Genomic DNA, 13,043 nt, shown 5'->3' on the forward strand with positions numbered 1-13,043 from the left:
ATAGAGAACTGAATAGTAGATAAGCATATGAAATTTGAGTTATTTAACTATAAAAAGAAAAGACCTATTCGTCACTTTATCGACATTTAAAAGTCTTAAAGTGATGAAATAGGTCTGATGAGTGGACTAATATCGAGTTCGGTTGAACTTATAATTACTTGATAAGTATTGCTAAATCAATCAAAGGTGAAGTTGTATTTGAACCAATGGTCGAGCTCATAATATTTGGTGTATCATTGGCAGAAATTGCTGCGCGCGCTCGTGGAGTGGTTAGCATTGTATCGCTGTTGAGATCGATACGATAAAGCACAGAAGGACCATTAATATTGTTGATGGCAGCTAAGGCTAATCCATTGTCGCCCCCAGCAATATCAAAACCATCGTTTAAACCTAAGATGAGACCAAGATCACCCAGCTTAACCAATGTGCCGTCATTCGGTGGAACTTGTTTGGTCAGTAATTGATTTGTTAAATCTAAGTTAAATAACTCTGTACTGAGTGCAGAAATCGGCGTTTTAAAACTATTGGTATAGGCTGCAGCGCTAATCGAAGCACCCGCAATACCATTGATCATGCCATCTTGTATGGTTTCACCAGAATCAACATTGATACGGAGATTCTGACCTGTATTACTGATGACTCTGAGGCGGTCGGCTGTAGGATTAAAGTCGACTGCAAATTGAGCACCTTGTAAGGCAGTAAAGCTACTACCTGCCGCAGCTTTAAGCGCAGTCACCAGCGTTGCAACACCAGAGTTTGGATCGATGGTATAAAGATTAGCTTGATCTGTTAAACCATATAATGTGTTAGCACGCTCGGTGGCCGTACGGAATCTAAAATCAATGCCGATAAATTTTTCATTGACCTGTGTACCTGTGATCTTTTGTTCGGTAGCGTCATTGGGGCGATTAATATCAAATTTGATTAAGCCATTATTATTGTTTAGGCCGAATCCTTTTGAAGTTATATTTTCTGCTGGTGATAGGGCAATGCCACGGATCGACGTTTGGCTATATGCACTTGGTAGATCGCTCATTTCGAAAACAGCATTATTTGTCGTTCCGACTTGTGCTAGATTTAATTGATACAACTTATAAGAACCAGAAACTTGTAGTGCTGCAAAACCTATATTATTAATAGGATCAATATCAAAGCCACCGTTATTAGAGATATTGTGTCCGAGTGGTGCAGAGATACCTAATGTTCCTGCATTCGCATTTTGAAGATAGATACGATCTGTTGCTGAGTCGATACTGTATAATTTGGTAGTCGCAGTACCTGCAAAAGCATTGGTATAGGCTGCAGCACTAATTTCAGTTGTGGCATCACCCGCGCGACTGATCGCGATATCCGTAATGGTAAGGCCCGTATCTACATTCACCCTTAAGTTTTGTCCATCTTGACCAATAATTCTTAAGCGATCTGCAGCAGGGTTAAAGTTGACACTGAGGGCGTCGGGACTGGCAGTAATTTTAGTATAAGGTGCATTACCATCCGTTGTGTCAGCAGGATCTGCTTTCATTTGGACTATTAAAGTGGCTAATCCTGTACTTGGATTCAGCGTGTAGATATTACCCAGTATACCAACTGCATATAATTTTCCGTTACTAGGACGATGATCTAGTCCCACAAGTTGATCACCTGATGCTAAGCCTGTAATTTTAGTGTTTGAAACTAAAGTATTTGATTGATTATGATTAATCGAACTAATCATTCCGTCGCTGGTGAGTACCAACAGATCACCTGTAACACTATTCGGAGGAGTAATGGGTTCTGATGAATTTGAATCATTACACCCCACTAAACCCATTCCACCCAGTGCCGTTAAAGTAAATATTAGCGTTTTGAATTCCATGTGTGATTATTCCTTAAATATTAATCGATGATTTTTTTGAAGAATTTTTTTAACGTTTAAATTTGCTTAGAATTTTTACGACGATTAAACGCATAAAAACATGAGGTAGAATTTAAAAACACGTCGAGCTTATAAGACTGAATAAAATGATTATTTATAATTATTGGGCTTACGCTCATTAAAATAATAATTTTAGCTTTAACGTTATCGCGTGTTAATTGACCATATGTTTTTATTGGTATTTAGTAAATATATGTTTTATATTATTTATTTAGTGTTGTTGGAGGTGTTTGGTAATGCTTCACACATTATTCACATGGCCTATGAGATTAAAATCAGAATTTGAAACGATTTAAAAAAATATGAGAACTTCAAAAAATTGAGTCAGTGACTTTTAATAAAAAATAAGTAGCTTTTTATATCAACTTTTATAAACGTTGCTAGCTTGGCCCATTTTCTAAAGTTTATATGTAGACGTTTTATAAATTAGATTTTTTAAATGTAATGTTGTTTTTAAATGAAGAAGATTTTCTAAAGAGGATTCAACCTTATCAATAGACTTCTTTCAAAAGTAATTATTCATACAATAACACTCATCATGAGTATTCCCTCATCCTAACCTTCTCCCAAAGGGAGAAGGTATGTTTACCTATCAATTTATTTCCGCTCAATGAGCTTTTTTGATTCTTAGATTCTTAAATGAAGTGCAACAAAGATCTAATATTTAATGGACAGAAAACAATGATTGAATCGAATTTTAAAATCATAAAAAAAATCCCCCAAACCGAGTTTTGGGGGAGAGTAGTTGCTGCCTAAAATTTATTATTGTTATCCTTCTGCGCCACAGATTTTAAATATTCAGTATGGCTTAAATTTCTAAGCGGATTTGGCTGTAATTTGTGTGAATTGCTGAGCCTCGAGTTCACGCACCAACGGCAGTACTTTCTCGCCAAAATATTCAACCTCTTCAATAAAGTGTAAAAATCCAGATAGGATGAGATCTACACCAATTGATTTTAATTCAACGATACGTTCAGCAATCTGCTGTGGAGTACCGATTAAATTGGTACGGAAACCATCGTTATATTGCACTAAATCTTCAAAAGTTGATTTTGCCCAATTGCCTTCACCTTCAGCGGTTGACGCACCTGCTTCACGGGTTGCATCACCGAATGCTTTGACCGCTTCAACATTTGCGCCATCAATGATGTCTTGCAGTACACGCTTTGCTTCTTCTTCGGTATCGCGCGCAATCACAAAAGCATTTACACCAATTTTTACTTGATGATTGTTGGCTTTGGCTTTTTCACGAATATCATCGATCTGCTTTTTGAGTTCTTCAGGGGTATTTCCGTTGGTGAAGTACCAATCTGAAACACGTGAGGCCATATCACGTGCGGCACGTGAACTACCGCCTTGGAAAATCTCAATATGTGGTTTTTGAATCGGTTTTGGGCTAAGAGTATAGTTTTTGAATTGGTAAAATTGACCATCAAAAGAATAATCATTTTGAGTCCATACACCTTTTAAAGCAGTGATGAATTCTTCTGAGCGAACATAGCGCTGATCATGTTCAGGCCATTCTTCGCCAATCGCATCAAACTCTCCGCGGAACCAACCACTCACAACGTTAATGGCAATACGCCCATTGCTTAAATGATCAATGGTTGCTAACTGTTTAGCAGCAAGCGCGGGTTTCCAAGGCCCTGGAAGAATAGCGGCAATAACTCTTAAAGTTGTGGTTTTTGCCAAAATACCATGACTAAAACTGACCGATTCATGTTGATTTTCAGCGTTATAACCTGCGGTAAAACGGATCTGTGTCAAAGCATATTCAAAGCCACTTTTTTCAGCAGCTTGAGCCAGACGGACATTGTAGTCATAACTCCAATCTGTACGTTGCTCAACATTACTGACCACTAATCCGCCGCTCACATTTGGTACCCAGTACGCAAATTTAATCGGCTGTTTTTCAATTTGAGTCATGGCGATTCTCCAGTTTATCTTTCTTGTTTGACCATTCGTGCGCTTATGCCACTTTTGTCTTTGATGCTGAGTTATTCTTTTGATGTAGTCGTGATTCAGCTGCATTTAAATTAGGTACAGCAGCGGAAGGTAAGACTTCTTCTTGTTCGATTTGTTTGTTGATTCCTAGGTTTTGATTTGCCTGCTGTGTTTTTTCTTTGACCACATCAGCACGTTGGCCTTTTGCAGGTGCCCATTCTAAAATCGGTAATGCACGTGCAATCGCGAGTGTAATGCGATCACGTAAGAACTCACTGTGAATGGTGTATTCAGGTGTGAAATCACGGTCTGTTGCATATACGCCGATTGGTAATGTTTGAGCTTGGAAAAAACTGAACAATGGGCGTAATTGATGCTCAAGGACCAGTGCATGGCGATCACTACCGCCTGAAGCAGCCAATAAAACAGGAACATCAACCAAAGCCGTTTGTTCTACAAAGTCAAAGAAATGCTTGAACAGGCCAGTAAAAGAGGCACGATATACGGGTGTCCCAACGATTAAAGCATCTGCCGCTTCAACCGCAGCTAAATCGTCTTGCACACGTTGAGGTAATTGGTTGCGATAAATCGCACCACCCAGTAAATGACCAATTTCGCTGAATTTAATAAAATGTACATGGATAGGTGTAGCTTCACCTAATTCGTCCAAAATGGCTTGTACCAAAGCTTCAGTTTTTGATGGATTGTTTAAGCCACCTGATACAGCGACAATGTTCAATGGTTTTGGTTGTGAAATAGACATATTGGCTAACCTAAAAAATGATTAATCTCGGATAGCCATCATTAATCGCTATTTCGCTATATTCTGTAAAATAAGGAAATGAAAATTGATTATCATTTTTTTATCTATACGATTATTTATACATTAAGCAATTGATGCTTTAATATAAATAACTGAAATAAATCAATATATTTATAACGTTAATTTCTATCTTTTTATTGAGTGAAATTTATATTTAAAATTGCTGTGCTTATCATTATTTTATAAATTACATAAAAATGAGTGGAATTCTGAATTAGCGCAACATTATTTCCTGAAATTCGTTAATATTTATGTATCCTTATCTGCAATAGCACAGTTAGAATGATGATTGTGTTAGAGATCTCTCGCGTCGCTTATGAATATTTTAATCGTTGATGATCATCCGCTGTTTCGTCATGCTTTAATTCAAGCAGTTCGTTACAGTTTACCGCAGGCCCAAATTGGTGAAACTGCTGCTGTTAATGAGTTTTATGAACGCTTAGAAAAAGGTCCAGAACCTGATTTAGTCTTGTTAGATCTAAATTTACCTGGTGCTTCAGGTTTTTCAGCATTGGTTCACGTTCGTGCACAATATCCATTACTTCCTATTATTGTCGTTTCTGCGCATGAAGAAGTGTCAATTATCCAACGCTCAATTGCACACGGCGCGATGGGCTATATTCCAAAGTCTGCACATCCAAGTCACATTGGTGAAGCCATTCGTCACGTTTTAGACGGTGATATTTGGTTACCACCGAACTTGCCCGCCAATTTAAGTTTTGACCCGCGTGCAGCTGAAGAAACTGCTTTGGCTGAACGTATTCAGTCTCTGACACCTCAGCAATTCCGAGTTTTAATGATGGTGGCTGAAGGGCTGTTAAATAAACAAATTGCCTATGAACTTGATGTATCCGAAGCAACGATTAAAGCACACGTAACGGCTATATTCCGCAAGTTGGGCGTTCAAAATCGTACGCAAGCTGTACTTGCCATTAATGCGCTGAATATTGAAGAAAAACGCGTTTAATTCAAATTATTTTAGATATATCTGATATGAAAAAAGACCTCTATTAAGAGGTCTTTTTTAGAACTGGATGATTCCATGAATAGATCATTTGAGAATCAAACAGTTTAACCAGTAGAAGATTTTATCCCTAACCAATTTTAAAGTTTGTCTTCAAGCTTCGACTTTAAGATTGAACTTTAAGCTTTGACTTTAATTTTCGACAAGCATCTAAAGGTTTTAAGCTAAGCAAGTTTGCTTAGAGCTGACATCATTGCAAAATAAAGGATTCAAAGCGCACTGTAAATCATCGATTTGCTCTTGAGTGACATAGCCTTTTTTCATTAAATAATGCGCCACACGATCATCTCGCAGGCTTAAGAAAGCCGCATCATAAACATTAAGATCAACAAATAATGCCGCTGTTTCAACGGTATTGAAGCAATCTAAATAAACATCATTTCCATACATTAAGAAAATATGGTCATAATCTGCTTGAGGGTCGACAGCCAAACGCTCAGCCAACGTTTGATGAGGCGTCTTAATGAACAATAAATCTGAAATTTCATCAAATTGTGAGGTGTCTAAACGGTCCTCACCAGTTTTTACTTTTCCTAACCAAGCTTTGAACACCAGTACAGCACCACCACGAAGTAACATACTCCAAATTTGATGACGGACATGCTCATTCATTTTTTTGCTATCGGCTTCTAATATCTCAATTAATTTACTTTCTTGATTGGATAGTTTGTCAAAAAAACCTAATCCTTGTGGATGATATGCGGCTGGACTAAAGACATCGAGTTTAAGTTCATCGAAAACTTGTAAGGTCAGCGGAACAACACTTTGATAAATTTGATCCAGTGCTTGTAAATGCTCATCTTTTAAAGATGTTGCTGGAAAAATTTTTTGCCAATTGATTTCAGGCAAAATGGCATTTGCCCCATACTGACGATGGAATTCTTGAGTTCGGTCTAAACCATGAGGTACTGCATCTGAAATATTCATACAATCTCCAATCAATGCGATTAACTCAAGGAGGTCTCAATCCTCAAGTTAAATGGATTCCATTCGTTATCACTACACCCATGCTCATCATGTTCGACAAGTGCAGTCTAAAAATAAAATAATGCTAATTTTATGGATTATGTAAGATGCAACAGAAATACGACTAAAGTTGTGGATCTTCTTTTTTGATAATTTATATGCTTAAAATTCAATTATTTAATAAATTAGTAACAAGGTGTATTGGATTGAATTCAATTTTTTGATGATCTTTGCCATAGAAATATCTTGAATGTAATCTTTGGTCAATCAAGTTGCTCGCAATGATTAAATTTTGATAGCTTTTGCACATCGACTATAAAAAATTGCTATTTAGAGTAGATGAGCGTTGGTTTTCTGTAGCTCTAACCCCTATTTTAAGTAAACAAAAATAGGGGTTAGATGTTTCGAAATATGACAAGCCTCGAGTTATTTTCATAAAACAAGCTTCGAGTTATTTCGAAATTTTTAATCCTGATAACCATGAACGTAAAGAGGCTGGTTTCAACGGTTTTCTGAGCAGCACGATATTCAAATCTTTTAATCTTTGAGGAAGTTCAGGATCTGAATCTGCCGTAATTAAGGCAATAGGAACATTCTCTTTACGATGTTCATTGATGAAATCTAAACCAATTTTATTGTGGTTCAGATGTTGGTCGACGAGCCATACTTGAATATTTTCTTTTTGGATGATCTCAATGGCTTGTTCAGGCTCTGTTGCTTTAAAGACTTGATAACCCCATTTAGACAGCAAAGTACACATGCCTTCTAAAATGGTTTCATCATTATCTAGGCACAGGATCTTATAGGCTTTAGATTTGAGCGGCACTGCTTGTATAGGTGCAGCTACCACTTTTGGAGCATCGACAATTGGGACTTCAATCATAAAGCAAGAACCATGACCCAGTTCAGAGTAAACATGGACTGGATAGTTGAGTAAAGCCGTCATGCGTTGCACAATCGCCAGACCCAATCCTAAGCCTTGTTCACCCCAAGGTGAGGTATGTCCACAGCGTTCAAATTCTTGAAAGAGTTTAATGCGTTGTTGTTCAGCAATCCCTGGACCGGTATCCCACACGCCAATTCGAATATGTTGTGGACGTTCTGCTGAGCGAAGTACACCGACAACCACACGACCTTTTGCGGTATAACGTAAAGCGTTGCTGACAAAGTTTTGAATAATGCGACGAATCCATTGAGGATCTGTATCAATCCAAAATTTCACATCATGCACTTTAAATACAATATTACGTTGTGCGGCAATGGACTTAAATTGTAGGTCTAAGTCACTCAGCAAATCATGCAATGGATACGCTTGACGATGCGGTTGGATTGAACCACCTTCGAGACGAGCGATATCGAGTAGGGCAGAGAGCATACTTTCGGCACCATGTAATGATCGATCCAACTGTTGCAATGTTTTACGATCATCATCTGACTGGATGCTTTGTTCCAATGCCGTACTAAAAAGACGTGCTGCATGCATCGGTTGTAAGAGATCGTGACTGGCTGCGGCAATAAATCGGCTTTTTGACATATTGGCTTTATCCGCTTGTTCACGAGCCAATTGTTGTTCAGTTAATGCATCTGCCAATTGTTGCGTACGATCTTGCACACGACCTTCAAGTAATGCTTCATTTTCACGGAATGCCGTAATATCGGCAAATGTGGTCACGAAACCACCCCCTTCAATTGGGTTTCCGCGCATTTGAATCACACGACCATCTTTACGAATGCGTTCGAATTCGTGCGCGCTACCGACCTTCATCCAACGCAGTCTTTTGCGAACATGTTCTTCGACTGAACCAGGACCACATTCACCACGCTCAGCGTTATAACGAATCAGATCTGCAACTGGACAGCCGACATAGACTAAATCTTTGGGATAATCGAATAGCACCAGATATTGGTTATTCCACGCCACCAAACACATATTTTCGTCGATCACACTCACGCCTTGGGTCATATGATCAATCATGGTCATGATCAGATTTTGATTAAAACGTTGCCACTGTGATGCCTGATCTAGAATGTTTGCGACTTGTCCAAGTGCTAGGCCGTTGTTAACCATTGCGGTGGTTAGCAGCGTACGAGCAGATGCTGCGCCAATCGTTCCCGCTAAATATTGCTCTGTAAAGCGCCACCACATGCCATTAGCACTACTATTTTCATTCAAAATCAAATTGTTTGATAAACAGAACTGATTAAAGGCATGCTTAGTCGGACCTTCACCTGTAATACGTTTGGCCAAGGTAATCAAGTCGCCGACTTTTAGACGAGCAACATCATGGTGCAGATAGTTGATTTCATTACTAGAGCTGTGGGTAGGCAGCGGTTTTGTTTCATAGTAAAAGAAACTTTCTGCTTGAATTTGCTCTGCGATACTTGGGCGATATAAACGTGATATCCAAATATAAAGTACGGTGTTTAGACCCAATGCCCAAATCACACCATGGGTAAGCGGCGCAAAGGACTCAAAACCGAGTAATGCTTCGGGACGTAACCACGCCTGACCGAAAGGACCAAACATCAGTAAATGCTGGGTAAAACTAAAGTAGTCGTCAGGTAGGCTGCGTAAAATGGTGGGAAGGAGTAGGGTATAAGACCAGATCAAGAAGCCGACAATAAGGCCCGCATAAACGCCTTGTTTACTACCGCCTCGCCAGTACAAACCGCCAATAAGCGCTGGAGCAAACTGTGCCACGGCACTAAAGGCCAATAGACCAAACACAGAAAGCTGGTCGATATCGTTAAAAAAATGGAAGAATAAAAAGCCCAACAGCATCACGGCTAAAATACAGATGCGTCGAGTAAATTTAAGCACTTGCGGTAGCCGCTTATCATGCCGTGACAACAAGCCAAAACGCCACAAAGCAGGCATGATCAAATCATTACTGAGCATGATTGAAAGTGCAACTGATGAGACCAAAAGCATCCCCGTAGATGCGGAAAAGCCGCCTAAGAATGCCAATAAACTGAGCCAATCTTGGTTATAACTGATCGGGAGAGACAGGACAGCCACATCAGGAATTGCCAGATATTGTGGAGCTGCATGCAAGGCCCAGCTAGCAATAGGAATAATGGCCAATACCGTCAAAATTAAATAGCCTGCAAACCAACGACGCGCACCGCGAATATATTTTTCATCGCGTAATTCAACGACTGCGACGTGAAATTGACGAGGTAAACAAATAATCGCTAAGCCAGCGAGTAAGGTTTGTATCCAGAAGGTTTCAGGTACACCTAACAATTGCACTTCATGAAAGGTTTTATTCACATCTGCTGAAACTTGAATGATATTTTCAGGGGCATCAAAGATAAAGAACAGCGCGACACAGATTAGTGCAAATAACTTGACGAAAGACTCAAATGCGACAGCCAGCATTAAGCCGCCATGCTGCTCTGTATTGGCAATTTGTCGAGTACCAAACATCATGGCCAGTATTGCTAAAACGCTGGTCAATGCTAAAACACCATTGGTCGTGGTGGTCATCACTTCAGCGTTTTGTTGCAACATCACGGTTGCACTCAACGCAATAGCACGGAGTTGCAATGCCAAATATGGAATAATAGCAATCACGGCAAGTATCGTGACCAAGGACGCCAAAGAGCCACTTTTACCATAGCGAGCAGATACAAAATCGGCAATTGATGAGATGGCATGGTGCTGTCGAACACGACCGAGTCTTCGCCAAATATCGTAACCTAGACCAACAAATAATAAAGGACCAAGATAAATAGGAAGGAAGATGATGCCTTCACGAACAGCGGCTCCAGTTGCACCATAGAAAGTCCACGACGAGCAATACACACCCAAGGTTAGACTGAAAAGAATCATTCGACCGCGAGTGCTGAGTCGACTGGCATGCTTTTCACCAAAAAAGGCACAAATAAAAAGAATTAAGATGTAGAGGGCGAGTACCCCAATAATCAACCAACTGTTCATATGAAATACGCATAGAAATCTACCGTTATGATAACGCATCCGTGAACTGACACGTCTACATTGATCAAAATTTAACGACCAAAGTCTAATTACACCATCGGCCATACATTGTTAGTTTTGTATCAGTAAAAAACGATTAAAAATAATACAACTAAGGTTGGTTGTGATCAGGAGCAGGATTATGGATGAGAGACAGGTAGAACAGATTCTACAAAATCCAAAGTTTAAAGAAATGGTGGATAAAAAAAGTCGCTTGAGCTGGACACTAACGGGGATCATGTTATTTGCTTACGTGGGTTTTATGTTGCTTGTTGGCTATAACAAAGAATTTTTACTCAGTTCATTGTCGGGTGGCGTAACGACATGGGGTATACCTTTGGGTCTGAGCATTATTGTGTTGTCATTTTTATTGTGTGGTGTGTATTCATATATTGCCAACAACAAATTGGATCAACTCACTGCTGAAGCGATGCGAGAAGTGGAAGCCATCGCCCATGAAAAAGGACTGCATTAATATGAAATGGACTTCATTTAAAAGCCAAGTAATGGCTACATCAGCTTTACTTTATTCTGGTGTGGTCGCAGCAGGTCCAGATTTAGGCGCTGCTGAACAGCAAGCGACTAACTGGCATGCAATTATCATGTTCTTAATTTTTGTCGGGGCAACGCTTTTCATTACTAAATGGGCAGCGAAACAAACGACCAATACCAATGATTTTTATACAGCGGGTGGAGGAATCTCAGGTTTCCAAAACGGCCTAGCAATTGCGGGTGACTATATGTCAGCTGCATCATTCTTGGGTATTTCTGCATTAGTATTTATGTCGGGTTTTGATGGTTTACTTTACTCACTCGGTTTCATGGTGGGTTGGCCAATCGTCTTGTTCTTGATTGCGGAACGTTTACGTAACCTCGGTAAATATAATTTATCTGACGTGATTTCATTCCGTTTGGCTGAGAAACCAGTACGTACGCTAGCAGCAGTAAGTTCGCTGGTAGTGGTTGCGTTCTATCTGATCGCTCAAATGGTGGGTGCAGGTCAGCTGATCAAATTATTATTTGGTTTGAACTACAACATCGCCGTGGTGATTGTTGGTTTGTTGATGATGGCATACGTGATGTTTGGCGGTATGTTGGCAACAACTTGGGTGCAAATCATTAAGGCTGTAATGCTGTTGTCTGGTGCAACATTTATGGCATTTATGGTCATGAAAGGCGTTGGTTTTAGTTTTTCAGAAATGTTCAACCAGTCAATTCAAGTCTTCTCTAAAGTACATGATGTGACACTTGAACAAGCTGGCGGCATTATGGGGCCGGGTAAACTTGCTGCAAATCCAATTGATGCTATTTCTTTAGGTTTGGCATTGATGTTTGGTACAGCAGGTCTTCCACATATTTTAATGCGTTTCTTCACGGTAAAAGATGCCAAAGAAGCACGTAAGTCTGTGGTTGTTGCAACAGGTTTTATCGGTTACTTCTATCTATTAACATTCATCATTGGTTTCGGTGCGATTCTTTACGTATCAAACAACCCACAATTCCTTGATGTTGCAAAAATGGCGGTTACTGGGAAATTAGAACTTGTTGGTGGTAACAACATGGCTGCAGTTCACTTGTCTGAAGCATTAGGCGGTGATTTGTTCATGGGCTTCATTTCTGCAGTGGCATTTGCAACGATTCTTGCGGTAGTTGCAGGTTTAACGTTGTCTGGCGCTTCAGCAATTTCACATGACTTGTATGCAAACGTATTTAAAAAAGGTCAAACAACGCCTGCATCAGAATTGCGTATGTCTAAAATTGCAACTTTGGGCTTGGCTATTTTTGCCATGATTTTAGGTATTTTGTTCGAGAAACAAAACGTAGCCTTCATGGTCGGCCTTGCATTCTCTGTAGCGGCATGTGCGAACTTCCCAGTTCTTGTACTCTCTATGTTCTGGAGAGGATTAACCACACGTGGTGCTGTGATTGGTGGTCTGGTTGGTCTTCTTTTAGCGGTAACTTTGATTATTCTCTCTAAGGCAGTTTGGGTCGATACACTTGGTATTTCTGATACTCCAATCAACCCATTGAATGGTCCTGCAATTATTGCAATGCCATTGGCGTTCATTTGCTGTTGGTTATTCTCTGTCACGGATAATTCAGCAAGTGCTCAAGCTGAGCGTAAAGCATTTGATGCACAGTTTGTACGTTCACAAACAGGTATTGGTATTTCAGGCGCTTCGGATCACTAAGTTCGAATCACTAAAATACATACTTTAAAAAGTCCCGAAAGGGACTTTTTTTGATCAAAATTTTTAAGGATGAGGAGTTAAATTTATAGAATTTATTTTTAGAGGTGAGCTTCAAGTAGTCAATTTCTAGAATTAAGTTCAACGAATCAAGTCAAAGAAAGAAGTTGATAAAATCATATTTTATTTTAAGCGCAATC

At 39.5% G+C, this 13,043-nt stretch carries 8 protein-coding genes; 3 read left to right on the plus strand and 5 right to left on the minus strand.

Features of this window, described 5'->3' with window-relative positions; genetic code table 11:
• Positions 1-154 precede the first annotated feature (154 nt).
• The 3 genes from V5M36_RS00905 to msuE all read right to left on the minus strand — a co-directional run bounded on the left by V5M36_RS00905 (position 155) and on the right by msuE (position 4,622).
• Complete coding sequence (locus V5M36_RS00905) at positions 155-1,855, minus strand: DUF4394 domain-containing protein (protein WP_338561065.1); 1,701 nt, start codon at positions 1,853-1,855, stop codon at positions 155-157.
• An 876-nt stretch (positions 1,856-2,731) separates the two neighbouring features.
• On the minus strand, positions 2,732-3,841 hold the full coding sequence (gene sfnG / locus V5M36_RS00910; protein WP_338561067.1) for a dimethylsulfone monooxygenase SfnG: 1,110 nt from the start codon (positions 3,839-3,841) through the stop codon (positions 2,732-2,734).
• Between the two features lie 43 nt (positions 3,842-3,884).
• On the minus strand, positions 3,885-4,622 hold the full coding sequence (gene msuE, locus V5M36_RS00915; protein ID WP_338561070.1) for an FMN reductase: 738 nt from the start codon (positions 4,620-4,622) through the stop codon (positions 3,885-3,887).
• A gap of 376 nt (positions 4,623-4,998) precedes the next feature.
• Here msuE and V5M36_RS00920 point away from each other — a divergent pair, with 376 nt between their 5' ends.
• Positions 4,999-5,649 carry a response regulator transcription factor gene (locus V5M36_RS00920; RefSeq protein ID WP_338561073.1) on the plus strand — a complete coding sequence of 217 codons (651 nt, stop codon included), beginning with the start codon at positions 4,999-5,001 and terminating at the stop codon, positions 5,647-5,649.
• 216 nt (positions 5,650-5,865) lie between these two features.
• Here the strand turns inward: V5M36_RS00920 and V5M36_RS00925 are convergent, their stop codons facing one another.
• Complete coding sequence (locus V5M36_RS00925; RefSeq protein ID WP_338561075.1) at positions 5,866-6,633, minus strand: hypothetical protein; 768 nt, start codon at positions 6,631-6,633, stop codon at positions 5,866-5,868.
• 490 nt (positions 6,634-7,123) lie between these two features.
• The gene (locus V5M36_RS00930) at positions 7,124-10,615 is read right to left on the minus strand and encodes a hybrid sensor histidine kinase/response regulator (protein WP_338561077.1); all 3,492 of its coding nucleotides are present in this window, start codon (positions 10,613-10,615) and stop codon (positions 7,124-7,126) included.
• 181 nt (positions 10,616-10,796) lie between these two features.
• On the opposite strand from V5M36_RS00930, the gene V5M36_RS00935 reads away from it, so the two are divergent.
• Entirely contained in the window at positions 10,797-11,129 is a 333-nt protein-coding gene (locus V5M36_RS00935) for a DUF485 domain-containing protein (protein WP_338561079.1), read from the plus strand.
• 1 nt (position 11,130) lies between these two features.
• Positions 11,131-12,846 carry a cation acetate symporter gene (locus V5M36_RS00940; RefSeq protein WP_338561081.1) on the plus strand — a complete coding sequence of 572 codons (1,716 nt, stop codon included), beginning with the start codon at positions 11,131-11,133 and terminating at the stop codon, positions 12,844-12,846.
• The last annotated feature ends 197 nt before the right edge of the window (positions 12,847-13,043 follow it).

The organism is Acinetobacter sp. KS-LM10, assembly GCF_036896575.1.
Taxonomy (GTDB): Bacteria; Pseudomonadota; Gammaproteobacteria; order Pseudomonadales; family Moraxellaceae; genus Acinetobacter; species Acinetobacter avistercoris.